Origin of the sequence: Leptospira yasudae, from assembly GCF_003545925.1 — a bacterium.
In the GTDB taxonomy this organism is placed as follows: Bacteria; Spirochaetota; Leptospiria; order Leptospirales; family Leptospiraceae; genus Leptospira; species Leptospira yasudae.
On sequence record NZ_QHCU01000001.1, the window covers coordinates 1,007,201 to 1,032,381 of the forward strand.

Sequence of the window (25,181 nt, forward strand, 5' to 3'; positions counted from 1 at the left end):
TCCGTTATCCGAAAAGAGTTATGAAATTTTTACGCCGCTTTCAACGGACGAAAGTCGAAATTTTGTTTTTTACCGTTTTACTGATCGGGTTCGGAACTCCGACCGTCTTTGCCAAAGAGGATCTGCAACCGATCCTCGCAAAAATCAGGGAGAATTCCAGAATGTCGATCTCCTCGTTTAAAGGAATCGATTATAAAAGAAATCTTACGATCACGGAAATCGATTCTTCGACCGGAAAAGAAATCTCCGTTTCCAAGGTTTTAACGAGAAGAGTGGAATACTACTACGATCGACCCGTGGTAGTCGTATTAAATTATGTTAAGAACGGAGTGACCTTACCGCCGAAAGATTATGAACCGGAAAAATCCTCACCGACCTATCCGATCTTTGACGATCAATCCGACGAACATTATCTTTTCAACATAAGCGGACCCGTTTTTTTTCAGAACCGTCAGAGTTACGTCGTGGAGATCAGCCCGCTTCAACTTTCGACCCGGCATTTTAAGGGAAGAATTTATTACGAAAAGAATTCTCTGCATCCGTTTTACGTGGAAGGAACCACTTCGAAACTGAAATTCGGAGTCAAGGAAATGTATTTTAAGATCTTTATGGAGGTGTCCAAAGAAAAAGTCGCAATCGTCCGCTCCGGGGAAGTGTTCGTAAAAACGTACATTCCGTTTCTGCTTCCGGAAAAAGACATTCGAATTCAAATCGAAACGATCGACGCGGTCCCGATCCGTAAATAAGAATCACATCATAAAAAATGCATACGTTTTTTAGGAAACGAATGCTCCTTGACTTCCCGAACTTTAAAATTAGAATCGATAGCGTATATGGAAAGTTTCGCGAAACCGTTTCTCGTTCTGGGCGCTTTGTTTTTATTCCTGGGTTTATTATTTCTGTACGGAAGTAAGATTTCTTTTTTTGAGTTTTTTGGAAAATTGCCGGGGGATATCCGGATCGAACGGGAGAATTTTAAATTCTACTTTCCTTTAACCACGTCGATCTTGATCAGCGTTCTGATTTCCTTGATTCTATTTCTGATTCAAAAGTTCAAAAGCGGTTCCCCATGAAAGAATCGTTCTCTTTCAGTTCGCGTTTCTCATTTCAGGAAGGAGAAAACGAATTTGCGGAAGTTCTTTCGCAATATAAGGAAAATCGAATTTCCTATTTCGATTTAACCGCGTCGAATCCTACCCAAGCCGGTTTCCAATATCCTACCGAAGCGATTCGACATAGCTTTCATACGGCGGATTTAATCACCTATCACCCTGATCCGCAGGGGAATCTCGAAGCGAGAAAAAAAATCGCCGGCTACTATCGGTCCAAAGGATTGGAAATCGATCCCGAAGATTTATTTCTAACTTCCTCCTCTTCCGAGGCATATTCCTATTTGTTTAAGTTGTTCTGTGATCCCGGAGATTCGATCCTGATTCCCGCTCCCGGATATCCCCTCTTCGAATTTCTTTCCGTGATGGAAGGTCTTCAGACGATTCCTTATTTTACGAAAAAGGAAAACGCCTGGAAAATCAAGGACGCCGATCTAAAACCGCAAGACCTGGCAAGGGCGAAACTTTTGCTCGTCGTTAGCCCGAACAATCCCACAGGGGCAATTTTTGGAGAATCCGATTTCACTTCCTTGAAACGCACATTCAATCATTATAATTTACCGATCGTGATCGACGAAGTTTTTTCGGATTACGTTTACGGGGAAGAATCGCATAAAACGATTTTAGATTCGGAAATTCCCGTGATCAGCGTAAACGGTTTATCCAAAATTCTCGGTTTACCGGGAATGAAACTTTCCTGGATTCTTCTAAGCGGTCCTCCGGATTGGAAACGAAAAGCAAAAGAATATTTGGAACTGATCTCGGACACGTATTTGTCCGTAAATACTCCGGTTCAAAACGTCCTTTCCGATTTGCTACAATGGAAGAATTTGATTCAATCGCAAATTCTAAAACGAATTCAAAGAAATCTCGTCTTTTTAAGACAGACATTGATCGATCCTAAACTTTCTTCCAAGGTTCGATGCGATTTCCCGAGTTCAGGCTGGTATTGCGTTTTAGAGAGCGAAGCATTCTTCCCCGAAGAAAAAGTTTCACTTCGTTTATTAAAAGAAGGGAAAGTTTATGTTCATCCGGGAGAAATGTTCGGTTTTCCGGAAGAGAAGAATAGCGGAAGAATCGTCCTCAGTCTTTTGACCGAAACGGAGACGTTCGAATCCGGAATTCAAAAGATCGTTTCGTTTTCTTCCGACAATTTTTCGTAAAACGCCCGGCCCCTCCCTTTCTTTGGGTGGGGGGTGAGGTGGTGGGAAGAAATCGGGAAATTTCCCTTTATCACAAAATTAAAGAACCTGCAACGATCTTTCGATCTCTCACAACTGTCGGAACTCCTACATTCCTCGGAGATCCCGTTCCCAGTCCTTCGGCCTGGTTAAAGCAAGACGAACAAAATCCCGCAAAAATCCTCTGTATCTTCCGACCGTCTCGATTTTGTTAAACGAAGCCGGATTGAAGATTCCGCGTTTGCGAAAGAGCTTCGACGGATCTTCCTTTATGTCCGACCAAGTCCCCACTTCCAAAGTCAAAGGGAGAAGTTTCGATTTCCAGTTGGATGAATTCTCGGTATGATAATTTCTATAGTGATCGTAAAACTTATCCCACAGATCTCCATGAGTCGTATACGTCTCGCTCTGCGGTCCGTATTGAAAATGAAGATGTCCACAATGATTTTTGAGATGATCCCCGATCTTTCGATATAAAGCCGTATCGGGACAAGCCTCTTTCGTATAAGCGTAAGGCCACCAAACGTTGTCGATGGTCCCGAAACCGGAATGTAAGTCCAATACGGGAATAATCGCGTCTTCGACTTCGAAGAAAGATTCCTGAACGAGTCGAAACAACGCTCTCGATTCGGGTTCCAATCCGTTCCCGCGAAAGTAAGGAAGACGTTTGGAAATTTTTTGACCGCCGAAAAAGGGCAACGGTTTTACAGCGTCGATCCCCGAGTTACGCATCAAATCCACTCCCGCCGGATTGGATCTCTGTTTTAAAGCGACGCCGCCGGGATTGACGATCGGAAGAATTACGATTCCTAACTTTCCTTTTTTCAATTCCGGAAGGTAACCCGTGGAATCCGGATGAAGAATGTATTCCAAAAAGTCGAGGAGGATCAAAATTCCGATCGTTTCCAAACCGTGAACTCCCGCCACGATTCCGACCGGATGTTCTTTCAAACCCTTCTCCGTTCCGATCCGCAAAGCCTGTATCGGAAATCGAAAACCATCCGCGGTCTTTCTGGAAAATCCGATCTGGCTTAGGGACGCGAGCTCCCCTCCCAATTTAAGAATTTTCAGAATCTTCTTATCGTAGCGATTGAGTCGTTTAAGACCGCGTAACATAGTTACTCACGTTCGGATTGTATAGTCTGCAATCGAGTGCAATCTTCGGAAAATTTTAAAACGCCTTTTCGGATTTTTTCACAAGATGCGGACGCCGCCATTTGAAAACAACCGCGGACCGCCTGTTTAATCGTTTCCGGACTTTCGTGAACGAGCAGATACGCGTTCGATTTGCGGAATTTTTCCGCGCAGTTCGCCGGATTTAATCTTTCCTGAATCAATGTTTTCGCCGAGTCTTTGAGTTCGGAAGAAGTTTCTTCGGCACAGGTCGCGATTTTTTGACAGTAAGCGGAAACAAGTTCGGAAGATTCCTCCCTCCACTTTTCGTCCACGATTCCCTCGGGACTATTCGCTTTTTTACAAAATAGTAAATTCAAAAAAAAGAATATTCCCAAAAGTAAGAATGTTATGTAGGTTTTTTTCAGTTTCATATCGATCCGATCAATGTTCCGTTTTTTTACGAATATAGATTTCGACTCTTTCTCCCGACGCTTTTCCTTCCGGTGTTGCCGCGGAAGATTCCACCGGTTTGAATCCGCTCGACGCTTCGATGGAAATTTTTTCCTTTGGGATTTTATAATTCTTAGATAAGGAATCCGCAATCAATTCGGCGCGATAGGCATTGTATTCCCATGCGTTTCGGAAACCTTTCTGCGCCGCTTCGTTCCCGTAAGGAATCTGAACCTTCAGAGTGATGTCCACATCCATTGCGGTCGACAACTCCGAAATTTTCTGAAAGGCAAAGATCATTTCCTCGTCCGGCTGAAACTGACCTTCCCCCAAAGAAGAACCGAACAGAATGATTTTAATCTCTTCCGTTTCCTGGATTCCGATATTGAGTTTGGCTTTTTCTTTCAGCCGCTTCAAAGCGTAGCTGATTCTTTCCCAAAAACGATACAAAGAAGTTCTGGGTTGAAGAAGAGGATCTTCCTCGATCGTGACATTGCTTCCTTGAAAGAAGGATTCTCCCAAACCGAAACCGCCTCGAATCACGTCCGCGACCTGCTTCAATTTGATTTGGTCCACTTGAGAAATCGAATACATAATGATGAATAAACCGAGCAGGAGAGTGATCATGTCGGCGTAGGTCAAAAGCCAACGCTCTCGGTTTTCGTGAGATTCTTCCTTGCGGCGACCTCTTTCCAGAAGCTGTCTGCGAAGTCGGCTCATGCTTCCTTACGATTTTCCCCAAGCAAATTATGAATGTATTCCGTTTCCCGTTTTTCCACTTCTTCGTAAAACGAATTGAAGATGTTCGCAGAAACCGGAAGAGTCGCGTTATAGGCTTCTTCCACGCTTTGAAACAAAGCGGAAACTCCGAGCAATGAGGCCATAAAACGGGCCGGCTTGATCAGATAAGCGCTGATGGGTTTATGCGCGAGTTCGTAAAATACTTTCAAATTTCTTAATACGATTTCGAGCTGCCTCATTCTTTCATGATAATGGCCCATTTGACTGTAGTGAAGATCGTATTCTTCCCTGCTGAGTTTTTTTCCGTCCCAACCTCCGTCTACGAGGTGTTTTGCGAGAATCGTGTCCATCTCTTCGGTAAGATTGTTGAGCTCTATCAAATATTCGATATTCTCGCGGGAAGTTTCCTTCATCATACCTTTTACTTTTTGGTACGTATCCATCGCGAGCTGAAGCCACACTTCCCTTCCTTCGAGATTGTAGATCTTCTCGAAAAAATATTCCACCATAGGAATGGTTTCTTCCAAATGAAAGTAACTCGCGTAAAACACGCGGAATCGCTCCACTTGTGCGCGAACGACTTCGGCTCGGGCCGCTTTCAGTTTTTTTCCCGCGAGATCACTCATTCTTTTTTCGAAACCAGCTCCAATTTGTAGGAAACGAATCCTTGCTGATCGGTTTGTTTTTGAATCGATCCGAATTGATTCGGGAGATTGACGACTTCTCTTCCCATTCGAGTCGAGGATCGAAACAAAACGCTCGGAGTTCCGTCCTTATCCGGCGTTAAAGTAAATCGAATTCCGTACTTATGATTTCTTCCCCAACCTTCTTTCGTGATTTCAACGAGAGGAACGGAGGAGTTGATGTATTTTCCGGTCGAAGAAAAGACGCTCGAACCGGGAGAATAAATTCTTTGTCCTTCTTTAGTCGTATCGATGCTAACCTTTCCTCCGTCCGGAAACGAAAGGGAAAGATACGTGACTCCAGCGTAAGAGCCGCGATTTTTAAACCAAAGAATCGCTTCGCCCGGAACTCCCTTTTTCCACTCGTTCGGAGCCTCCAAAGAAAGAAGAGAAGGAACCGCAACTCTCGGAATATCGGGAACCATTTCCCAGCCGTTGAAGATGAAGTTCTGCGCATAACTTCGGTTCGACGGAAAAATAGTGATGTTCTTTTCACCCTTGTTGTAATCGAAATCGGTCCGTTTAGATTTAATTAGAAATTCATGATCTTTTAATGAAACCAACCCGTCCAAGATCTTTTGTCCCTTGCGGATCGCATACGGAACGGAAAAGAGTCCGAGAGGAGGTTCTTCGCTCAACACTTCCAAAAAGAGGGAATTGAATCCGTCTCCGGGAAGTTCGTCCATTAGAATTCTCTTAACTACATAACTCGCTTCTCTCGTCTGAACGTCGCCTTCTCCGGGGAGCCAAGACGATTTGGAAGCGTCGTAGTGAAGCGGTCCGATATTCAAAAGAGAAAAGGAGAATTTGCCGAGCAAAGACCATTCCCCTCCTTTCTTTTTAAAAACTCCGAGAACCTCTTCGGTTCCGTTGCGGACCAAGGCAAAGGATTCCAATTCTGGATCTTCATCCAGGTTCCCTACTTTTTTTAAAACGACATCCGGATTCTTTCGATCACCGGTCGGCAATAATAGATCTACGATTTGAGAATCGGAAGGGGTCTTTGAAGAACAGCCCACGGCCAATGCGAGCACGATCAAACTGAAAAGAATTTTCCGAAAACGAAATGAGAATGGGTTCATGTTCGATTACAGAATCCGGGAGGGAAAACGGCCTGTCTATGATTTTCCGAGGAATCTAACTTAGGTCCAAAACTTCCTTTAAGATCCGTGAATTGACTCTTCCGGTATACTCGTCTTCGTAACGTTCCAATTTCGTTACAAATTCCTGCGAAAAACCGGCCTCTATCCTGGTTTCGGGAAAGTAATGATACCCCTTCGCCCTTCTCGGCGTAAACGGAAACTCGATCAAGGAAAGATAGTGATCCCATTCGTTTTCGGAATCTGACATTCTTTTTTTGATGTAATGATACCCGCGCCGCACGTGTTTGATTTCGTCTTCGTAGACTTTCCGCATAATGTCCGCTTTTTCGAAATCTCCGAATCGTTCGAATGCCATCGTATAAATTTTCGAAAAGTCGAGATTGGCTCCTTCGAAGGAAATCGCCATAATCGCGTAAAATTTTTCGAGAGTCTGCATTCTCGGAATCTGTTTCCAAAAGATATAATTCAAGGGCCGGTCCCCGAGTTCCATTCCGCCTTTTTTCATTTCGGAAAGATAGAGCTTCAAATGAGTCTGTTCTTCCAAAAGGGTCCGATACAATCCGAAACGAACCGAAGATGCGGCGTCTTGAAATTTTAGAAGGGCGTATGCGAAGAGTTCGATCGCCATAAGCTCATGATTGGCAAAATGATGCAGGGTAACGATTCGATTCTCTTCGTTAAACAACTGCTCGAGCCTCGGAATCTTGCTTTTATGATCGGAGATCGCGATCTTTTGTTCGCGGATCGGCAGCGACGGTAAATCAGTATATTCTAAAGAACGAATATCCATCGGAGGAACGGAAGGCGAAAAAAGTTTATCTTCGAGGCTGGGGCCGAGAAGCACCTGTCTGGCGAACTCGTTTAAAGTCATGGTCAAGCGGTATGTTTGGAAGCGTCGAACCCTAGTTCGATGATCGAACCTTGAATGTTCTTTTCATCGGGGTTCGAAGAAATTTTGCCTTCTCCGCAGTGATACATGATTTTGAAAGTGTCCATCAAGGATTGGATGATCTGAAGTCCCCTTCCGATGTTTCTGTGAGGGATTTGAGATCCTTTCCAAGGGAGAATCTCGCACTTCTTTTCTTGATGTTGTTTGATGCAGTTGAGATAGTCTTTGAGGTTGGAAACTCGGGAATCGGTCATGATGGATTCTAACTTTTCGGATTTGAGTCCGGAACCGTAGTCCATGATCCACATCGTAAACTTACTATCTTTGATCACCCAACGACAAATGATCGTTTCGTCGGAGCTGACTTTTACGTTAGCGGAAATGGAGTTGGTTAGAGCCTCGTCGGCGGCCAATTCGATATTGGTAATATCTTTGGTTGAGAAACGGTTTTCCGACAGGGAGTTTCTCAAAGCGAACCTAAGTTCTTTGATGCTGGTTAAATCGGTGGGAAGAAACATAACGTACGACCCGCCATTGTGTTTTACCAGTAATGATTCGTCAGAATCTCTCATCTCCGTTCCAGCGCCCACTTTCAAAAATAACAGCCTAAAGCAGGCGATTTGAGCAAAATATACCGGTTTTTTTCAGGACGACAACGAAATTCCTGCTTCCCCGGCTGTTTTTTCAATTCTCTGTAGGAGCTTTTCTTTCCCTAAAAGAGGAAATAATATCGGTAACTCCAGTCCAGCTGACTTTCCGGTGGTTGTAGCCCGGATCGGCATATAGAGAGTTTTTCCTTTCTGTCCGGTTGTTTCCCCGACCTTGGACATTAGGTTCTTATAGTCCTCATCGGTCTTCGGATCTCCATTCTTCAGCATTCCGTAGAATTCCCGGACCACTTTCGGGCCGTCGCCGTCCTTCATAAATCCGGCCGCTTCCGGCGACTGGATCTTTAAATCGGTTACGAAGAATTCCGCGATGTAATCCGGAGCCTGGGTCAGGTTGTCCAGATATACTCTTACAGATTCGACGATTGAAGTAAGCACGGGGTTACTTACATTTTTCACTTCTTCCGGAATATCTTTTCTGTCTTTCAGAAAAGGGAGAAGGTTTTCTACTACTTTCGGTAAGTCTAATTCTCTAATCGTTCGGTTGGATAACCAATTGAGTTTCGATTTCGGATTCATCGCTTCGGCGATTTGCGCGAGGTCGGAGAAGTTCGTTACGACCTCGTCTTCGGCTTTCGGCTTTTTGAATACGTCGAAGGTGGACGGAGATTTGGAACAACGATGTACGTCGAAGATTCTTTCCAGTTCGTCGCCGGGCAGAAATTCTCTTCCGTCCGCGGAAGTCCATCCGAGGAGCGCCATATAATTTCGGAACGTTTCCGGAAGATAACCCAAATCCCGGAACGCAAGAATGGAGGTCGCACCCGCACGCTTGGAAAGTTTTTTTCCGTCCATACCGACGATCTCGGAAGCGTGCGCAAACTCGGGAACCTCGTAGCCGAGAGCTTCGTACAACAAAATCTGTCTCGGAGTATTGGAGAGATGTCCGACGCCTCGAATGACGTGCGTGATCTTCATCAACGCGTCGTCGACAACGACCGCGTAATTGTAGGAGGGAAATCCGTCGGACTTCACGATGATGAAATCCCCGATCAGTTTCGTTTCGAATTTCACTTTTCCCTGAATGATGTCGTTGATGATCAAAGTTTTTGCGGGAGTTTTAAAACGAACCGAATAGGGAATTCCCTGTTTGAGTTTTTCTTCCACTTCTTCGTCGGACATGTTCGCGTGAAGTCCGTCGTAGACGTACGGAACTCCCATCGCCTCGGCTTGTTTTTTCTTGGCCTCTAATTCTTCCTGAGTACAAAAACAACGGTACGCTTTTTTTTCCTTCAGGAGTTTTTCGGTGTATTCTTTATAGATGTTTAAACGCTGGCTTTGAATGTAAGGCCCGTATTCTCCCCCGGCCTCCGGACCCTCGTCCCAATGAACTCCCAACCATTTCAAAGATTCTAATATGATTTTGAAAGAATCTTCCGTGGATCTGTTTTGATCCGTGTCTTCGATTCTTAAGATGAACTTGCCGCCTTGAGCTTTTGCGTACAGATAATTGAAAAGAGCGGTTCTCGCTCCGCCTACGTGTAAAAATCCGCTGGGAGACGGAGCAAATCGTGTGCGAACTTCTCTATTTTGATTCATGGGGATTGATTCTTCTCGTTCGAAATTCTTATGATAGGATAATTTTTGAAATTAGCCGTTGTGGTAAATGGTTTATTTGCGATCAGATCGTAAAATGAAACGGATTTTTTGACTTCATTCTTTCTAAGCGAGGTTAAGTCGATCTCGGAAGGAAGATCCAAACAATAGTATTCGACATAAGAATCGGTTTTTCGAAGAGGAAGAATCGGAATCGAACCGCTAAGTCCGATCGCGGGAGGATATTCCAAGGATTCGTAATCGTAGTCTCTGGATAAGGAAACAACTCCGCTTGCGGAAACGAATTCGGTTTGCATCACCTTCGTCAAAATTCCACGGAGACTGTGTCTCCATTTTAGAATTCCGATTCCCGGAACTCTGCGGATTTCTTCGACTTCGCGCAAGCCGCCCTCGTCGTTGATCAGAAATTCTTTTTTGAAATCTTCAAAGACTTCGCTTTTCGGTTGAGGAAGAATTTCGGGCAACGCTTTCGTGTTCGATATTTCGGATCGTTTGCTTATCGACTTCGCAACGAATTCGATTCTCCGATTGTCGTTCGGATTTCTAAGAATCGGGCCTCTCCACTCCGAAACTTCGAGAAGAATTCTCTCGGAACGTTCCGCCTTTTCGCCGAGCTCCAAGTATTTTAGAATTCCCTGAATCATTTCATCCTTTCCCGATCGGTTGCGGAGGATCACGTACCGAACTTGAAGGCTGGACGGTTCGTAATACGGAGAGTGGAGCGTGGAAGAAGCGAAGAAGATTTGTGATGCGTAGTTTTCGGAAATCGGTTTGGAACCGAAATGCAAAACCTCTTGAATACTTCCGCATTGAAATAAAAAGAAAAAAGAGCTTAGAATCCAAACTTTCTTGGAAAGCGAATTCCGTAGAATCGAAAGCGTCTGCATAGGTTTGAAATCGGTTTTCATTGAATTGTTCATCTTGATTTTCGAAAAAACCTGCAAGGAAAAACCCAAAAATTAAACTTTCTTTACAAAAACGGGGGGTGGTTTATGCAAAGTGCCCGAAAGCGAATTGTTCAAGAATTCGCCTCAAAAACACTATATTCAATCCGGTCAACTTTTTTCATTTGACAGGATAGTCTTCTAGAATTTCGTTGGCCAAAACCGTATGAAGAATTCCAATCCACCAAAATCAAAAGAATCGTTTCCAAAACGTCCTTTTGAAGATCAAGTCAATGACGATCAGAGAAAATATTCTCGCTATGTATGTGATTCTCGGGCGATTCCGCACGAAATCGACGGTCTGAAACCCGTCCAGAGAAGAATTCTCTGGGCTATGTGGAACTCGGACGCAAGAAACCGTTATACAAAAACCGTAAAAGTCGCCGGTCTTGCGATGGGATATCACCCGCACGGCGATAAATCGATTCAGGATGCGCTTTCTCAGATGGCTCAGGACTTTACCTTTGCCAACAATATTCCTCTCGTTTCCGGTGAAGGAACCTTCGGAGACGTTTTGGATCCGAGCGCGATCGCTTCTCCGCGTTATACCGAAGTAAAACTATCCGACTTTGTAAAAGATTTGGGATTCTTTGAAAGTTTGCCGGATATCGATTACGTTAAGAACTACGACGAAACCGAGGACGAACCGATTCATTTTGTCGGAAAAGTTCCGATCGTTCTTTTGAACAACATTCAAGGAATCGCGACCGGATTTCGTTGTTTTATTCCGGGCCATAGACTCGCCGACATCGTTCGATCTCAGGTCAATTATCTCAAAACCAAAAAACCTCTTCCGTTAAAGCCTTGGTACAAGGACTTCAACGGGGAAGTGAAGATGGCGGAAACCGAAGCCGGAAATATCACGATGTCCACAACGTTCGCGTTTAAATGGGACGGAGATACTTTGTATCTTACCGATTCGCCTATGAACTGGAACCGCGAGAAGGTGATTTCCCTCTTGGACGATATTCTCGAAAAGAAGGATTCGTGGCTGAAGGATTATGTGGATTATTCCAGCCAAACGTTTAAGATCGAACTTCAGTATAAGAAGGGAGAAAAACCGAGTCAAAAGGAAATCATGGCCCTCTTCAACAAAGAGGACGTGCAAACTCTGGCGACAAACGTCATCACATACGACGGTAAACTGAAGAATTTAAAGCCCGAAGAAATCATCAAACGCTTCTGCGACTTCCGTAAAACGCATTTGATCCGAAGATTCAAACGACTCGCCGGTTTGGAAGAGGAGAAAATCGAAAGAAACTCCGAATTGATCCGTTTTATTAAAGAGAAATGGAACGAGAAAGTCATCGGAATCAAATCGAAAAAGGATTTCGAGGACAAACTCAAGGCTTCCAAGTTCAAATATTTCGAATGGTTGTCCACGATTCCCGTCTATAGAATGACGATCGAAGAAGTGCGTAAATGCGAAGAAGCGATCGTGGAAGCGAAAACGACTCTGGCTCGTTACCAAGGTTTGGTCAAAGAAGACAAAAAACTGACCGACTATATGATCACCGAGCTGGACGAACTCCAAAATAAATGGGATAAAGTATGAGCGCCGATAAGAACAAAGTAAAAGAAAAAACATCCCAAGAAAGAAATTTTAAAAAGTTATCCAACGTGGAACACGTTCGGATGAGAACCGGTATGTGGCTGGGACAAAACTCCGCTTCCACATTCGAACAACATTTTTTCCGTAAGAACAACGAGGGAAAATACGAGATCGTTCACGAAGAACTCGAAGACGTTCCGGCAAAACTGAAATGTTTGGACGAAGCTTGTATGAACGCGGTGGACGAATACCGCAAGAATCAAAAGGACAAAACGATTCCTGAAAAGGATAAGATGTCCAAACTGATCATTCAACTTTCTTCCGATCGCAAATGCGTGACGATCACCGATAACGGACGCGGAATTCCCGCCGCCAACGCGGAAGGGGTTTATCTCCATTTGATGTATGGGGAGAATTTCGACGATCACGTAAAACAGGATCACGTCGCCGGTCAAAACGGTGTGGGGATTTCCCTCGTGAGAATGGTTTCCAGCTACTTCAAAGTAAAAACCGTTAACAACGGAAGTTCTTTTAAAAAACTTTTTACCGTTCACGATGAAGTAAAAAAACAAATCCGTTCCTATAAGCTTTCCAAGGAAGATACGGATCGTGTATTTCTTTACTTCGACGAACACGGAAAGTTCACCGATTGCAATCTTCTTACCAAGGATCAGATCGATAAGCTCGGACCTTTGTTGAAGAAAACGAATATGCAGGAATTGATCGAAAAGGCCCCCAAAGAGGACCACGGAACAACCGTAGAGTTCGAACTCAATCCTCAGTATTTCAACAAACTGGACATTTCCTTCAACGTGGATCTGATGAAACAATATCTCCAGGATATTGCGATGACGAACCCGGGACTGGAGGTTCAGTTCGTTTTCAAAGGGAAAAAGGAAAAGTACAAGTTCAAGAAAGGTTTGGACGAAATCTTTTCCCATTCCGATCTCGTTTACTACAAGATGGACTACGTCGCTCCGAATTCGCCTTCTCAACTTCATCTGGAAACCTATCTTGTAATCGGTCAGAATAAGAACCTGGCTTGGGTCAATTCCATCTTCGCGCCGCAAGGCGGATCCGCGATCGAATATCTGGAAAACAGAATCTGCGACGAGGTTCGTAAAAAAAGTCAGATCGTTGCACTGGAGAAAAAACTCAAAACAAGTTCTACTCGTAACGACGTGAGAAACTGTTTTCACATGTATGTGAACGCGAGACTTTTGAATCCTCGTTTTAAATCCCAGGATAAATCGTATCTGATCAACGACTTAAACGAAGAAATTCGAAACGCGGTCGATAAACATCTCGAGAAGTTCATTAAAAAAACCGGACTGATAGAAGAGATCAAACTTCAGATGGAAAAAAGAACCCAACTCAAAGCGTTTGAAGACGCGCAGAAGGGTTTGAAAAAAGCGAGCCGGATGAACATTCCGAAACTCATGCCTCCTACCGGAAAAGCCGGAGATCCGGGCCGAGTTCTCTTCGTGGCGGAAGGAGATTCCGCAATCGCGGGTCTTCGTCCCGCGAGAAATCCGAAACTTCACGGTCTATTTCCGTTAAGAGGAAAGCCGTTGAACTGCAAAGGTTTAAGCATCGCCAAAGCGATCGCAAACGAAGAATTAAAAAACATCGTAGCGATCGTGGGACTTCCTTTGGATCAAAAGGTAAAATCTTTGGACGAATTGAATTACGAAAAAGTCAGCATCATCACGGATGCGGACTTTGACGGATATGCGATTCGATCCCTGATGCTTTCTTTCTTTTACGAATATTGGCCCGAACTTTTCGAACTGGGTTTTATTCATATCTCCAGCGCCCCGCTTTACGAAGTGGACGTGAAGTTCGGAGATAAGAAGAAGGAAACCGTATTCTGCATCGACGATAAGGATTATGAAGACTTAATCAAACGCGTCGAAAAAAGCGGAGGCGAGATCACCCGTAAAAAACGGAACAAGGGACTCGGTGAAACCGGTAAAGAAGCGATGAAGTTTGCGGTCGAAGAATGTATGACAAAGATCACGATCGGAAATAAGAAAGAAGCTTCCAAAGTTCAGAATCTCTGGTTCCACAAGGACTTCGCGGAACAAAGAAGGGACGCAATCTCCGAATATGCGATGAGTGTGATCGAAGATTAAAATTTCTGACTCGAATAGGGACGATTCACTGAGAGTATTTTGTGAGTGATGGTAGTAGGTGAAAAATTAAGACTCCTACGCTTTCTGTAACAATTGTATGTTGCTCTCTATGGATCGCAACATAGGGGCTTCGGCCCCTTTTTTGTTTTGTCGGAGTTCCGGCAAAATTTTATGTTTAAGATCGGATTGACTTTTTCGGGTTTTTCTGTTATAAGCGGATTCGGCAAAAACTTCCCACAAAGTTTAACTCAGCGTCTCGCTCTCTATGGATCGCTCGTCACTACCACGCCCAATTAGTGGGGGCGCGAACTTTCACGGTAAAACCGTAGGAACTACAACAAAATCTTAACTTCGAATTCCTTCTTGAAGCATCTTAAGAATTTTTCCGATCTCCGCTTCGTCGTCAAATCGATCGTCTTTGGTTAAAACGAACCGATATACGAGATACGATATATTGATGCTGTACGAAGTTTTTACGAACGTTTCCGGATCGAGATCCTTTCGAATCTCCCCCTTCTCCTGAAAATAACGAACCGCTTCCAGTGCGGGTTTGAAAAGGTTCTCTTTCCAGACTTCTCCGAAAAAATCCGCAAAACTCGAATCGTGTAAAATCGCGGACAATAAGATTCGAATTTTTGAATGATTCTCTTTAGCCGCTTGAATCCGATTTTTCATCATAGAGAGATACCACTGTTCAAAGGACACGTTTCTTGTTTCGAGAAACTTGCGGAGCTCCGGCATTTGGGAACCGAAAGCGGTTTCATAAACGATCGCGGATAAGATTCTTACATAAAGATCCTGTTTTGTCGGAAAGTATTTGAACAGCGTCCGTTCCGTGACGTTCGCTTTTTTCGCGATCTGCGCGGTGGTCGCTCCTTCGAAACCGAATTCTCCGAAAACATTTTCACCGGCCTTTACGATATCGGTTTCTTTTTCCGAAACCGGATTCGCGTATCGTTCGTATTCCGAAATCAGTTTTTTACGATTGAGCTTCAAACGTTCCTCTTCGATCGATCTTGAAATTTTAACCTAAAAAGAAAACCGATTTCGAACGATTATCGTCCCTTTTCGAGGCGTTTTTTTTCGAAAGGTTCCCAAAAAATTGTTGTATAGTAATTACTTTACCGTCTATTGTTTTAGTATAGTATTTACTATACATGGAGAATTTATGAAAAACGTAGATACAAAACTTCCCCCTTCTCTTCCGGTTTCATGGCTCAAAAAGAACGTAAATACGGCCGAATCGGGGATGGAGATTTTACCCGATGGTAGAGTGAAATTCTGGATCCGCCATTCTCCCTTAAAAGGCGTTACACCGAAAATGTTGGTCTGGTGGTTTTCCCATTTGGAAGGTACGATGGAGTACGACGGCGGCGTATTCAATCGGTACCGTGTTTGGCATCCCGAAGATCACGTTCACGCGAGTTATGAAAGCCGTTTGCCCGACGGTTCGATCGGCCCGGGCGCTTCCATTCGGTTGGTGGAATATCTGGGTAGAAACAAAAATCACATCGTAAACATCGTGACCGAAATCGAAAAGTTGGACGAAACCGGTTACATTCATAATCCAAGATTGGAAGGCAAATTCAAGGTCGCGAGAATGGAATACGAATTCTCCGCGATCGGCAACGATACGTTTTATACGAACTGCCTTATAATCGGTTGGAAAGGATGGACGTGGAACTGGATTCGTCCCTTGTTCCTAAAGTTCGTGTTTAACAAAGAAAGAGGTTTCGCTTGGATCAAACACAACGTGGAAGAAGTCGGTCAGTTCGAAAGATTCTTACCCGAGTTGTATCGGAAAGAAACTTCGGAAAAGAATCAATCCGCTCAAACCGACGCTTTCGCATCGGTTTGAAATACGATTCGACTTTAAACCTGATTCACAGCGCGGATCGCGGAGGTGAGAGCGCCTTCCACCGTTCCGTTGATTTCCGCTGTGTGTTCTCCCGCAAAGAAAATTCGATCCATGGGTTTTAACAAAGAGATGATCGAACCGTAACTTCCAGGTGGAAAGGTCGCGATTCCCGGAGGAACGAATTTAGAATGCGATACTTCGCTGCTTTGAATTCTTAAAACCTGCAGATCTTTTTTTTGTCCCAAACGTTCGAGCGCGAGACGGATGTATTCCACTTTCATTGCGTCCGTGGAAGAAGCAAATACGTCGTATCGATCCCCCGTCGCGATCATGCCGAGAACCTTGTCTTCGGAACCGGCCTTGGTTCCCGCGTCGTAGATAAAACCGGCGACCGAATCCGAATACGCTGAAAAATTCTCCCGATTCCAAGGAGCTTCACGAAGCATTAGAAAAGTCTTATAGATTCTGGAATAACGGATTCGCAACGCGGACAATTTCTTTTCCTTATCCAATTCGGGGTCCCATTGAATCGACGTTAATTGATTTGCGGGAAGCGTGGAAATACAAGCGCTGCCTTCAAGCTTCTTTCCGGATGCGGTCGTTACGGAGACCTTCCCTTCTCCTTGTGTTACGGAAACGACCGGATCGGCAAAGATGGTTTCGGTATTCTCCAATGAGAAAACGAGCGCTTTTGCCAACGCTTCCATCCCGCCTTCGACGCGCGTATTGTACTTCGGAAAGTTGACGAGATCGGACAAAACCTTCTGCGCGGATAAGGAACGAAGAGAATCTCCATAATATAAGGAATATTTAAAGTTCAATACGTTCAAATCTTCCGGAGTCATTCCCTGATAGGTTAGAAAATTATAAAAACTGATTCGATCCAATTCCTGTTGCTGCGTGGAATTGATTTTAGAATTCATCTGAACGAGTTTGTTCAAAATCTCTTGCGACTTCGGAGAAATGTCCCAAGTGCCGAACTTCTGATACGATCCGAAAAACAAATCCGATTGAACTTCGAAGTCGGTCGTCTTTAAACCCAATTCGCGGATTAAACTTCTTGCGGTTCTATGTTCGTTTTGAATCCACTCGGCGCCCAAATCCAAAACGTTGCCGCTTCCATCGGCGACAGTCCGGATTCTTCCCCCCAATCGATCCGTCGCTTCGATGAGTTTTACCTTGATTCCGGTTTTGCCCAAAAGGTAGGAAGCGTAAAGCCCTGAAATTCCGCCGCCAAGCACGATCACGGTCTTCTGAGGGGAAGACGTCCCTTGCGCCCGTAAATTCATCCCAGGAAGGCCGGAAATGCCTGCTGCGGTCAAAATTCCAAGTTTGATAAACTCCGATCTGCTTAGTTTCATTGGGTTGTCCGAATTGAATTTGGAAAGTTAGATTCCTTTTCTTTTATTTTCGGTCAAAATCTTGCATTTTAAGAATCATTTTGATCGTACTTTTGGAAATCCGTCTCATTCTCCCTTCTGGGAAAAAAATCTTGCCCGTACAAGCTTCCGATTTTCCCCTGTCCATAAGCTTTCAGGGAGGAAGTTGGGTGAAATTCCCACGCTGACCCGCAACTGTGAATTCGATTTTAGTTTTAGAATCGGACAGCCAGATCTTCCCCGCGAACAACGTCCTCGAGGTAGGGACAGTTCGAAACTCGCCTTTGCATTTTTCATGCGTCCGCGATGGGGTCCCGAAAGACGAACGTCGGGGGACCCGAGTGGAAAATTCAAATTTTTCAATCCATTCGCTTAGAGCGGATTCTAAATCGAATTTTATACATTCTCAATTTAGAATCTTTTCTACCCTGACAAAGGAAAACTTTTGCAGGTAACAACATGAAGAAACTTTCATTCCATTGGAAACTCTTTGCGGTAACTTTTCTGATTCTCGGATTGGTGAATTGTTTTGAAACGAAGAAGGAAGAGGATAACAACGATAATAATCTTCTTCTTGCTGCGATCATCGCGAATAACTTCGAGATTGCTGGTTCTTGGACCTTTTATAACGGAACTCCCGATTACGCAGGAGCAGCGTTCACGGAAAAAGGAACAATTTCTCAAGGAACGTATACGATTACTAATTCTAGAATTTCTCGAAACGATAAAGATGCCGGTTTCGGAGCAAGCCAATTGATCGGAGATATTATGGAAATCGACCTCTCTAGAAAAGTCGTTTATGTTCAGTTCACTCAAGATTCCACTTTTTCCAAAGGAAAATTCGCGTGGTATCGTTGGACATACAATAGCGGTTACTTCTATATTTGTCCGGATCTTTCCGGTGTAAACAACCAAAACACTCTCGAGCAAGCAAAGGCGGATAATCTTGATACCTATTCCAACACTGCAAGCATCAACGCAGGTTGCGGTTTAAACAGCGGATTCGACCCATCTCCCTGGAGTCGTTTGGAAATTAAAACGAATTAAGAATTCTTAATGAGACGGACGTCTTCCGGCGTCCGTCTCATTTACAGCTTTGTTTAAATTGGACTCATTCATGAAAAAAACGATTCTCATTCTAGTATATTCAATTCTCCTTATGGCCTTCATTGCATGTAAAGAGAATGCTTCCGATAATACGGAATCGGTCGTCGGGCTTCTTGCTTTAGCTCAGATTCAACAATCCGGTTCCACTTCCAGACCTTGTAAGGATAGAATCGCTATCGATCAAACCGGAGTTTACAACGCGAAAGAAATCGTAAGTGCCCCCGCAAATACGAACACAGGTTTTCAGGATTCGCTCTGCGCCGTTGACGGCGTTTTGGGGATGGGAAGTTTTAACGGCTCTCTCGACGTTTTTACATTGGATACGAATGGGGCCGGAGCTTCCTTGATTCTTGGATGGAACGGTAAAAAAGTCACAAATACGATCGGTGCGGATTTTATCGTCTTCGAAAATCCGTTTCAAGTAAGCGGAAACGTAAATACCGTCTTTTTAGAACCGGTAATCGTCGAAGTCGGCAACGATCAAACCAATTGGTGCGGTTGGAATCCGACCTATACCGGCGGCGGGACTTTCTCGAATAACCCTACCAATTGGCTTCGATTCGCCGGACTGAAATACGTAGATTACAATCAAATCACGAATCCGATGAATTCGACCACTTTATTCGCATCGGGCGGAGGGGATTCCTTTGATCTCGGGGATGCGAATTTCGGAAATTCCGGAACGGGTTGCAGCGGGGCTTTAAAAACCGAGCTTCAAACAAACGGATTTCTTTACGTAAAACTTACATCCGCAAAAGCGATTCTTACTTCCCTTCCGATTCCGGGTTCCAACGAAAATCCGGACATCGACGGCGTAATCGCCAAACAAGTCAGTCCATAATATTAGGAGAATTGAATGCAACTGCTCGATAAAATTTTACGAAATCTGAAATCAAAATTCGCTTCAGAGGATACGATTTCCATACTCGGCGTGATTCTTTCCGGAATCTCCCGTTTTTTACCGCACCCGTCTAACTTCACTTCGGTGGGAGCTATGACCGTTTACTCGGGGGCAAGAGTGCAAGGTTGGAAGGCGTTCGCCTATCCGATGTTCATGATGCTTGTTACCGATTTTATTCTATCTAAGATTCACGGCTTCGATTGGTTTTACGAAGGACTTCCTGTTGTATACTGTTCGCTTCTCGTGAACGTGTTCTTGGGAAGAATCTTTTTGAAGAACAACGACAAGCTCGTTTCCGTAGCGGCGGTCTCTCTTTTAGCGAGTGTTCAATTTTTCATTCTTTCGAATTTTTCAGTTTGGGCATTTTCTTCTCTCTATCCTAAAACGTCCGTCGGTTTATTGACTTGCTATATCGCGGCTATCCCTTATTTTGGTGGGACTCTGCTCGGAAACATGATCTACACTCCCGTACTTTTCGGGGTTCTGGATCGCGTTGAACTGAAAGTGAAAGCGAATTTTACAAACCCCGGCGTCGAGACAGAGAAGGAACTTTCTGTTTGAACTTGAATGAACTGCTTACGAAATTACAAAGTAAGATCGATCTAAAAACCAAACCTCCCGGTTCTCTGGGGGCTTTGGAATCTCTTGCACTTCAAATCGGTTTGATTCAAAATACCGATTCTCCCGAACTCAAAGATCCTCATATTCTCGTTTTTGCGGGCGATCACGGTCTCGCAAATTCCGGCGTCAGCGCGTATCCGAAAGAAGTCACCTATCAAATGGTATTCAATTTTTTGAATGGAGGAGCGGCGATCAACTCGTTCTGTAAACAGAATTCCATTCGTTTGAAAGTCGTGGACGCCGGAGTGGATTTCGCGTTCCCTCACGATTCGGTTTCCATAAATCCGGATTTTATCGGAGCCAAGGTCGGCTTCGGAACAAAAAACATTCTGATGGAACCCGCAATGACGAAGGAAGAATGCGCACAAGCCATCGAAAGAGGGGCTTGGGTTTCCACTGAATCCGTATCAAAGAATTGTAATATTATCGGGTTCGGTGAAATGGGGATCGGAAATACGTCCTCTGCGAGCCTGATCACCGCGAGCGTTCTTAACAAGGACTTAAAGGAAGTTACGGGAAGAGGTACGGGACTCAACGACCAAGGTTTTCAAAAAAAGATCGTGATCTTGGAAGAATGTCTCCGCAAATACCAAGCTTCCCTTGAAACGCCGTTCGACGTATTACAGACGTTCGGCGGTTTTGAAATCGCGATGATGGTCGGGGCTATGATCGATTCGGCCAAAAAAGGAAGAATTCTTTTGATCGACGGTTTCATCGCGACATCGGCGTTCTTAATCGCGCAAAGAATGGAACCGGTGATCGTAAAGAACGCGGTTTTCTGTCACAAGTCCGTCGAACCCGGTCACACATATCTATTGGAAGAATGGAACGCAAAACCGATTCTCGATCTGGGACTCAGACTCGGAGAAGGAACGGGTTGTGCGATTGCTTATCCGATCGTCGTATCCGCCGTGACCTTTCTCAAAGACATGGCCTCGTTTGAATCCGCAAAAGTGGATCAAAAACGTTGATATCTATGATCCGAGAAGAGTGGAATCGTTTCTGCGCTTCTTGGATGTTCAATACAAGACTTCCCGTTCCTCCGTTTTACGTTTATTCCGAAGCGACCGTTTCCCGTTCCTCTCGTTACTTTCCGCTCATCGGCTGGATCGTTTCCGGCGGAGCCTCCTTTACCACCTTCTTTCTTTCCTGGATCTTACCCGTTGAAATCTCGGTGATCCTCGGAATGATCGCGAGCGTTTTGATTACGGGCGGGTTTCACGAAGACGGACTCGCCGATGTCTGCGACGCATTCGGAGGAGGATGGAGTAAGGAAAAAATTTTAGAAATCATGAAGGACAGCCGAATCGGAACCTTCGGTTCTTTGGGATTGATTCTTTCATTGGGTTTGAAATATCTCCTTCTGGTGAAGTTGTTTCAAATGTCGCCTTGGATTTTTTTATCCGTTTCCTGGTTCGCACACGCAGCGAGCCGATGGTTCGCATTGGTCATGATGATGTTGATCCCTTACGCGAGAGATAACGATCTGTCGAAATCCAAACCGATGGTCAAACGGCTTCCCCTTTCGGATTTTATTCTTTCGGTTTTTTTCGGATGTTCCCCCGCGATCTATTTCGCGTATCAATATCAGGAAAAGATCATAAACGTTCTGCTCGGTTTTTTCCTTTCGTTTTTGTTCGTTCTCTATTTTAGAAGTTACTTTAAAAAATGGATCGAAGGATTTACGGGAGATTGTCTCGGTTTTACGCAGCAAGGAACCGAACTTCTTTTTTATCTGGGAATTACGATCGTTTGGAACTTTATTTAATCCGACATACGACTCCGGATGTTCCGTCCGGAACTTGTTACGGAAGAACGGATGTCCCTCTTCAATCCGATTTTCTATCCGAATTTTCAAACGTTCTTGAAAAGCTCCCGGCGCTTCCGCAAACGTTCTATTCCAGTCCCAGTTCCCGTTGTAAAAAACTCGCCGAATTCTTAACCGAAAACCGACCCGTTCGTTTAGAATATTCTAATTCTTTAATGGAACTGGATTTCGGAATCTGGGAAGGAAAACTCTGGTCGGCGATTCCTCGCTCCGAATCGGAAGTCTGGACGAAAGACTTCGTAAAAGCGCGTCCTCCCGGCGGCGAAAGCTATCTCGATTTGAACGAAAGGGTTTCCGACTACTTGGACGAAATCTTAAACACTTCCGAAAATTCTCCGATCGCCATCGTGACCCACGCGGGGGTGATCCGAGCCGTTTTATGCAGATTGTTGAACATCCCCTTGGAACAAAGTTTTTCCTTCGAGTTGCACTACGGATCGGTCAGCAAAATCGGTATTACGAAGAATGGGACAGAATTTTTTTCCAAGTTGATCTTTTGGAATCGGTGATTCTTAAGCGCTTCTACGTTACGAAAACGCAAAGTTTTTTGTCGAAAACCGAACGCGCCATAGATAGATTTTTTCGGATTCGCCGATACAATTCTTAGTATGCGAACTTTTTTCAAATCAGTACTTATTTTATTTTTTGTATTCTTATGTACGGGAACGGAGATCTCTTCGGAAAACCAAGAGCGTTCGAAATTATTCATCATCGACGCATCCGGATCGATGAACGAATATCTCGGAATCTATCAAAAAATCCATCTCGCCAAAAAACACGTTAGTCGCTATGTGTCGGTGCTTCCGAGCGAAACCGAGGTCGGTTTTATGGCGTATGGGAATCGAGTTCCGGGCTGTTCCTCTTCGAGGTTGTATCATCCTTTAGAGGCGGGAAGCCACGACGCTTTTAAGAATCGCCTCTTCGGTTTAACGCCTTCGGGCGCGACTCCTCTTGCGGAATCGATTCGAATCGCTGGAAGCCTGATCTCTCAGAGAAAAAAAGACACGGAAATCATCTTGGTAACGGACGGAGTCGAAAGTTGTTACGGCGATCCGAAAAAAGAACTTCAAGCTTTAAAACAAAAAGGAATTCCGTTTAAATTTCATATTCTCGGTCTTGGATTAAAACCGAACGAAGAACATCAGATGAAAATTCTAACCGAAGAAGGCGACGGTAAATATTTCGGAATCGAAGACGATTCTTCTTTTTATTCCGCTTTGGATTCTTTAAGAAATCAAAACGTTTCCGCGCCGGCAGGACATCAAACCGATCCGGTTCCGGAATCGAACGAGGACCGGATCGTATGGTTCGAAAAAATTCATAGAAATCAGGAATCGGATTCAAAAACGACGTATACGATCGACTTCGGTTTTAAAACGCAAGCCAATCCTTCGAACTGCGTGGTATTCAACCTAAAACAAAAAACCGATTCTTCCAATCGGAACCTAGGTCCGAAACGAATCGTGGCCCCGGAGAGTTTACTTTTAAGCAAAAGCGCGTGTTTCGATCTCCCTCAAGGAAAAGGAATCATCACGATCGAAATTCCAAAGCAGACTTTCTTAACAGGAGTTTTGGAACTATGGGATATGACTGGAGTTCCCTCTCCTCTTGGAATCTCCAAAGAAGAGGAACTCCGCTAAACACGTTAGTCGTCACAGGTTCAGATCGTATTCCGAAGGGAAGCTGACCTTATACTTCAAACGGATTTCCTGTTTCTGATTCGGTCTCAAATCGAGTTTCCATTCTAAGATTCCGGAATCCTTTCTGACTTCGGTATAACCGGGTGTCGTATTCGAATCGATGGAGATCTTTACGCTTTCCACGCCGGAAACCGGAATCGATTCCTGAAACGAAATCGTTCTGGATTCTTTCGCGAAGTTTTCGAGTTCGACTCGGATCAACTTTTCGATCACCTTCGTTCCCGAAAGAATTCCTTCCTTGGTCTGATTGGATTCTTTTCGATAGATCGCGCGGACTTCGTTTTCCGAACCGAAAGAAATTTCGGCCTTTTCACCGGGACTGATATAACCGAAATTCGAAGTCCCCACCATTCCCGCCTGACGGAATACGGCCGCTTCTCCGGGAAGAATCGGAAACTCCGAAAGATTTTTAAAACTTCCCCGAATGAGCGGATAACGTTTTAACGCGGGGACATACAAGGCACCGAACGTCGCATCGGTCGTAAACGAAGCCAAGGACAATTTTTTGGATTCTTTTCGGGAAAGGAGCGTAACCGGTTTCGCATAACGGAATAAGAAACCGCTTCCCGATTCCTCGCTTTTTCCGGTCGTCGGTTCCGTGCTCGCCTCGGGAGCTTCCGCTTCAGGGGCCACATTGGCCTCGCCGCCGGTACTCTGACTTTGGAAAGTAATCAAATTATCCTTGTTCGTTTGTTTCTTTTGATCGTATAACTTCTGACTGGAAAGACGGGGTCTTCTACCGCTCACGTCCGGACTGGAAGTAGATAATAAAAGATTAATATTATTCCAGTCCTCTCCGCTTTCCTGATTGATCTCGGCGAGATATTCCAGTTCGATCTTTTCTCTTCCTTCCATGCGGACCGAATAGAACGGTTTCCAAGAAACTCCTCCGGTTTGATACGTCAGGTTCAACTTGACTTCTTTCTTTTCCGTTCCGTTAAAACTTACGAGAACCTTCGTAATCCGCGAAGATTTTTCGGATAAGGAAAGAATCACTCCCAACTTGTCCCGTAATTCCGAAAGTTTTTTCCGAAGATCCTTGATCGAACGGCTGACTTCCTGATTGGAACCGAGCGCTGCCTGTATCGCTTGTCGATTTCCGGCAAGACTTTGAAACCATCGTTTGGAATCGGCCTCGTTCTTTTTGTAGAACAGATTTTTCGAGATCATCTCCGTCAGTTTCAATCTCGTGTCAGTTAGAATTCTTCTTAAATTTTTAAGATTGGAATCTTTGCCTTCGTATCCTTCGATCTCCTTTTCCAAGGCTCGGATTTTCTTTTGAAGTTCCAAAGCTTCTTCGTTGTGAATGATCGCTCCGGTTTCGATCCAAGTGCTGGAACCGACCACCGAAGCTCCGGCTGCGTCCACGGAAGCGACCAGAGATTCGTCCTGAAGCTGAACCGGAAGATTTCGGATGATGAGTTCGTTCACACCCGGTTCCAAATTGATTCTTCCGCTTCTCAAAACTCCGGCGGAAGATTCGTATAAGGTCACGTCTTGAACCTTGAGTTCGACTTCCCTTGCGCTCGTTTCGGAAATCGCGAAAACTCCCGCCAAAAAAAAGAACCCGATGGACAAACGAAACTTTTCATTTCGAAGTTTTGCGGAAAAACGAAGAACTCGCTTCTTTGCGGAAGAATTCTTCCGTGTTTTTGTCGA

Annotated in this window: 25 protein-coding genes; 13 read left to right on the forward strand and 12 right to left on the reverse strand. The window is 44.5% G+C overall.

The genetic code is table 11. From position 1 onward, the window contains the following. Positions 1 to 20: 20 nt before the first annotated feature. The 3 genes from DLM76_RS04860 (at position 21) to DLM76_RS04870 (ending at position 2,272) form a co-directional block, all read left to right on the forward strand. On the forward strand, positions 21 to 746 hold the full coding sequence (locus DLM76_RS04860) for a hypothetical protein (RefSeq protein ID WP_135581378.1): 726 nt from the start codon (positions 21 to 23) through the stop codon (positions 744 to 746). A gap of 87 nt (positions 747 to 833) precedes the next feature. Beyond that, positions 834 to 1,073: a DUF2905 domain-containing protein gene (locus DLM76_RS04865; RefSeq protein ID WP_118964571.1), complete on the forward strand. Its 240-nt coding sequence runs from the start codon at positions 834 to 836 to the stop codon at positions 1,071 to 1,073. Beyond that, entirely contained in the window at positions 1,070 to 2,272 is a 1,203-nt protein-coding gene (locus tag DLM76_RS04870) for a pyridoxal phosphate-dependent aminotransferase (RefSeq protein WP_118964485.1), read from the forward strand. Before DLM76_RS04865 ends, DLM76_RS04870 begins: the two co-directional genes overlap by 4 nt. Positions 2,273 to 2,398: 126 nt before the next feature. Here DLM76_RS04870 and DLM76_RS04875 read toward each other — a convergent pair whose 3' ends face one another. From DLM76_RS04875 to DLM76_RS04915, 9 genes are all read right to left on the reverse strand, one after another. Further along, on the reverse strand, positions 2,399 to 3,406 hold the full coding sequence (locus DLM76_RS04875) for a M14 family zinc carboxypeptidase (RefSeq protein WP_118964486.1): 1,008 nt from the start codon (positions 3,404 to 3,406) through the stop codon (positions 2,399 to 2,401). Between the two features lie 2 nt (positions 3,407 to 3,408). Continuing rightward, positions 3,409 to 3,837, reverse strand: coding sequence for an LA_2478/LA_2722/LA_4182 family protein (locus DLM76_RS04880; protein WP_118964487.1), 429 nt, complete (start codon positions 3,835 to 3,837; stop codon positions 3,409 to 3,411). 10 nt (positions 3,838 to 3,847) lie between these two features. Beyond that, positions 3,848 to 4,576 carry a flagellar motor protein MotB gene (locus tag DLM76_RS04885; protein WP_118964488.1) on the reverse strand — a complete coding sequence of 243 codons (729 nt, stop codon included), beginning with the start codon at positions 4,574 to 4,576 and terminating at the stop codon, positions 3,848 to 3,850. Beyond that, positions 4,573 to 5,223 (reverse strand): FFLEELY motif protein, encoded by a 651-nt coding sequence (locus DLM76_RS04890; RefSeq protein ID WP_118964489.1) that lies wholly within the window; start codon positions 5,221 to 5,223, stop codon positions 4,573 to 4,575. The genes DLM76_RS04885 and DLM76_RS04890 overlap by 4 nt, the downstream gene beginning before the upstream one ends. Then, positions 5,220 to 6,362, reverse strand: a complete 1,143-nt coding sequence (locus DLM76_RS04895; RefSeq protein WP_118964490.1) for an LIC13341 family surface-exposed protein — start codon at positions 6,360 to 6,362, stop codon at positions 5,220 to 5,222. The genes DLM76_RS04890 and DLM76_RS04895 overlap by 4 nt, the downstream gene beginning before the upstream one ends. Before the next feature lie 55 nt (positions 6,363 to 6,417). Beyond that, positions 6,418 to 7,254: a DUF455 family protein gene (locus DLM76_RS04900; protein ID WP_118964491.1), complete on the reverse strand. Its 837-nt coding sequence runs from the start codon at positions 7,252 to 7,254 to the stop codon at positions 6,418 to 6,420. A gap of 2 nt (positions 7,255 to 7,256) precedes the next feature. Next, the gene (locus tag DLM76_RS04905) at positions 7,257 to 7,844 is read right to left on the reverse strand and encodes an ATP-binding protein (protein WP_118964492.1); all 588 of its coding nucleotides are present in this window, start codon (positions 7,842 to 7,844) and stop codon (positions 7,257 to 7,259) included. A 72-nt stretch (positions 7,845 to 7,916) separates the two neighbouring features. Next, positions 7,917 to 9,479: a glutamate--tRNA ligase gene (gene gltX, locus DLM76_RS04910; protein WP_118954686.1), complete on the reverse strand. Its 1,563-nt coding sequence runs from the start codon at positions 9,477 to 9,479 to the stop codon at positions 7,917 to 7,919. Beyond that, a complete protein-coding gene (locus DLM76_RS04915; RefSeq protein ID WP_167450728.1) occupies positions 9,476 to 10,405 on the reverse strand; it encodes an LIC_13346 family putative lipoprotein in 930 nt (309 codons plus the stop codon). The genes gltX and DLM76_RS04915 overlap by 4 nt, the downstream gene beginning before the upstream one ends. 202 nt (positions 10,406 to 10,607) lie before the next feature. Between DLM76_RS04915 and DLM76_RS04920 the strand changes: the two genes are divergently transcribed. Both DLM76_RS04920 and DLM76_RS04925 read left to right on the forward strand, forming a co-directional pair. Further along, a complete protein-coding gene (locus DLM76_RS04920) occupies positions 10,608 to 11,996 on the forward strand; it encodes a DNA gyrase subunit A (protein WP_118954685.1) in 1,389 nt (462 codons plus the stop codon). Then, positions 11,993 to 14,128 (forward strand): toprim domain-containing protein, encoded by a 2,136-nt coding sequence (locus tag DLM76_RS04925; RefSeq protein ID WP_118954684.1) that lies wholly within the window; start codon positions 11,993 to 11,995, stop codon positions 14,126 to 14,128. The genes DLM76_RS04920 and DLM76_RS04925 overlap by 4 nt, the downstream gene beginning before the upstream one ends. A gap of 345 nt (positions 14,129 to 14,473) precedes the next feature. Here the strand turns inward: DLM76_RS04925 and DLM76_RS04930 are convergent, their stop codons facing one another. Continuing rightward, a complete protein-coding gene (locus DLM76_RS04930; protein ID WP_158586370.1) occupies positions 14,474 to 15,124 on the reverse strand; it encodes a TetR/AcrR family transcriptional regulator in 651 nt (216 codons plus the stop codon). A gap of 172 nt (positions 15,125 to 15,296) precedes the next feature. Between DLM76_RS04930 and DLM76_RS04935 the strand changes: the two genes are divergently transcribed. Next, positions 15,297 to 15,986, forward strand: coding sequence for a DAPG hydrolase family protein (locus DLM76_RS04935; RefSeq protein WP_118954682.1), 690 nt, complete (start codon positions 15,297 to 15,299; stop codon positions 15,984 to 15,986). Positions 15,987 to 16,000: 14 nt separating this feature from the next. On the opposite strand, the gene DLM76_RS04940 is transcribed toward DLM76_RS04935, so the two are convergent. After that, positions 16,001 to 17,347 carry a flavin monoamine oxidase family protein gene (locus tag DLM76_RS04940; RefSeq protein ID WP_118964494.1) on the reverse strand — a complete coding sequence of 449 codons (1,347 nt, stop codon included), beginning with the start codon at positions 17,345 to 17,347 and terminating at the stop codon, positions 16,001 to 16,003. A 477-nt stretch (positions 17,348 to 17,824) separates the two neighbouring features. On the opposite strand from DLM76_RS04940, the gene DLM76_RS04945 reads away from it, so the two are divergent. From DLM76_RS04945 to DLM76_RS04975, 7 genes are all read left to right on the forward strand, one after another. Continuing rightward, on the forward strand, positions 17,825 to 18,412 hold the full coding sequence (locus tag DLM76_RS04945; protein WP_118954680.1) for an LIC13354 family exoprotein: 588 nt from the start codon (positions 17,825 to 17,827) through the stop codon (positions 18,410 to 18,412). Positions 18,413 to 18,482: 70 nt separating this feature from the next. Continuing rightward, positions 18,483 to 19,313 carry an LIC_13355 family lipoprotein gene (locus tag DLM76_RS04950; RefSeq protein ID WP_118964495.1) on the forward strand — a complete coding sequence of 277 codons (831 nt, stop codon included), beginning with the start codon at positions 18,483 to 18,485 and terminating at the stop codon, positions 19,311 to 19,313. A 15-nt stretch (positions 19,314 to 19,328) separates the two neighbouring features. Continuing rightward, positions 19,329 to 19,934 (forward strand): DUF6580 family putative transport protein, encoded by a 606-nt coding sequence (locus tag DLM76_RS04955; protein WP_118964496.1) that lies wholly within the window; start codon positions 19,329 to 19,331, stop codon positions 19,932 to 19,934. Continuing rightward, positions 19,931 to 20,965, forward strand: coding sequence for a nicotinate-nucleotide--dimethylbenzimidazole phosphoribosyltransferase (cobT, locus tag DLM76_RS04960; RefSeq protein WP_118954677.1), 1,035 nt, complete (start codon positions 19,931 to 19,933; stop codon positions 20,963 to 20,965). The genes DLM76_RS04955 and cobT overlap by 4 nt, the downstream gene beginning before the upstream one ends. 5 nt (positions 20,966 to 20,970) lie before the next feature. Next, entirely contained in the window at positions 20,971 to 21,762 is a 792-nt protein-coding gene (locus DLM76_RS04965) for an adenosylcobinamide-GDP ribazoletransferase (RefSeq protein ID WP_425528922.1), read from the forward strand. Then, entirely contained in the window at positions 21,747 to 22,331 is a 585-nt protein-coding gene (cobC, locus tag DLM76_RS04970; protein ID WP_118954676.1) for an alpha-ribazole phosphatase, read from the forward strand. The genes DLM76_RS04965 and cobC overlap by 16 nt, the downstream gene beginning before the upstream one ends. 99 nt (positions 22,332 to 22,430) lie before the next feature. Beyond that, positions 22,431 to 23,462, forward strand: a complete 1,032-nt coding sequence (locus DLM76_RS04975; protein ID WP_118964497.1) for a vWA domain-containing protein — start codon at positions 22,431 to 22,433, stop codon at positions 23,460 to 23,462. A 12-nt stretch (positions 23,463 to 23,474) separates the two neighbouring features. On the opposite strand, the gene DLM76_RS04980 is transcribed toward DLM76_RS04975, so the two are convergent. Next, positions 23,475 to 25,100 (reverse strand): mucoidy inhibitor MuiA family protein, encoded by a 1,626-nt coding sequence (locus tag DLM76_RS04980; RefSeq protein WP_429946403.1) that lies wholly within the window; start codon positions 25,098 to 25,100, stop codon positions 23,475 to 23,477. Positions 25,101 to 25,181: the final 81 nt, after the last annotated feature.

What these genes read in the sequence shown, in the direction of transcription:
- DLM76_RS04860 (WP_135581378.1), top strand. Translation starts at nt 21, where the DNA reads ATGAAATTTTTACGCCGCTTTCAACGGACGAAAGTCGAAATTTTGTTT.
- DLM76_RS04865 (WP_118964571.1), top strand. Translation starts at nt 834, where the DNA reads ATGGAAAGTTTCGCGAAACCGTTTCTCGTTCTGGGCGCTTTGTTTTTA.
- DLM76_RS04870 (WP_118964485.1), top strand. Translation starts at nt 1,070, where the DNA reads ATGAAAGAATCGTTCTCTTTCAGTTCGCGTTTCTCATTTCAGGAAGGA.
- DLM76_RS04875 (WP_118964486.1), bottom strand. Translation starts at nt 3,406, where the DNA reads ATGTTACGCGGTCTTAAACGACTCAATCGCTACGATAAGAAGATTCTG.
- DLM76_RS04880 (WP_118964487.1), bottom strand. Translation starts at nt 3,837, where the DNA reads ATGAAACTGAAAAAAACCTACATAACATTCTTACTTTTGGGAATATTC.
- DLM76_RS04885 (WP_118964488.1), bottom strand. Translation starts at nt 4,576, where the DNA reads ATGAGCCGACTTCGCAGACAGCTTCTGGAAAGAGGTCGCCGCAAGGAA.
- DLM76_RS04890 (WP_118964489.1), bottom strand. Translation starts at nt 5,223, where the DNA reads ATGAGTGATCTCGCGGGAAAAAAACTGAAAGCGGCCCGAGCCGAAGTC.
- DLM76_RS04895 (WP_118964490.1), bottom strand. Translation starts at nt 6,362, where the DNA reads ATGAACCCATTCTCATTTCGTTTTCGGAAAATTCTTTTCAGTTTGATC.
- DLM76_RS04900 (WP_118964491.1), bottom strand. Translation starts at nt 7,254, where the DNA reads ATGACTTTAAACGAGTTCGCCAGACAGGTGCTTCTCGGCCCCAGCCTC.
- DLM76_RS04905 (WP_118964492.1), bottom strand. Translation starts at nt 7,844, where the DNA reads ATGAGAGATTCTGACGAATCATTACTGGTAAAACACAATGGCGGGTCG.
- gltX (WP_118954686.1), bottom strand. Translation starts at nt 9,479, where the DNA reads ATGAATCAAAATAGAGAAGTTCGCACACGATTTGCTCCGTCTCCCAGC.
- DLM76_RS04915 (WP_167450728.1), bottom strand. Translation starts at nt 10,405, where the DNA reads ATGAAAACCGATTTCAAACCTATGCAGACGCTTTCGATTCTACGGAAT.
- DLM76_RS04920 (WP_118954685.1), top strand. Translation starts at nt 10,608, where the DNA reads ATGAAGAATTCCAATCCACCAAAATCAAAAGAATCGTTTCCAAAACGT.
- DLM76_RS04925 (WP_118954684.1), top strand. Translation starts at nt 11,993, where the DNA reads ATGAGCGCCGATAAGAACAAAGTAAAAGAAAAAACATCCCAAGAAAGA.
- DLM76_RS04935 (WP_118954682.1), top strand. Translation starts at nt 15,297, where the DNA reads ATGAAAAACGTAGATACAAAACTTCCCCCTTCTCTTCCGGTTTCATGG.
- DLM76_RS04940 (WP_118964494.1), bottom strand. Translation starts at nt 17,347, where the DNA reads ATGAAACTAAGCAGATCGGAGTTTATCAAACTTGGAATTTTGACCGCA.
- DLM76_RS04945 (WP_118954680.1), top strand. Translation starts at nt 17,825, where the DNA reads ATGAAGAAACTTTCATTCCATTGGAAACTCTTTGCGGTAACTTTTCTG.
- DLM76_RS04950 (WP_118964495.1), top strand. Translation starts at nt 18,483, where the DNA reads ATGAAAAAAACGATTCTCATTCTAGTATATTCAATTCTCCTTATGGCC.
- DLM76_RS04955 (WP_118964496.1), top strand. Translation starts at nt 19,329, where the DNA reads ATGCAACTGCTCGATAAAATTTTACGAAATCTGAAATCAAAATTCGCT.
- DLM76_RS04965 (WP_425528922.1), top strand. Translation starts at nt 20,971, where the DNA reads ATGATCCGAGAAGAGTGGAATCGTTTCTGCGCTTCTTGGATGTTCAAT.
- DLM76_RS04975 (WP_118964497.1), top strand. Translation starts at nt 22,431, where the DNA reads ATGCGAACTTTTTTCAAATCAGTACTTATTTTATTTTTTGTATTCTTA.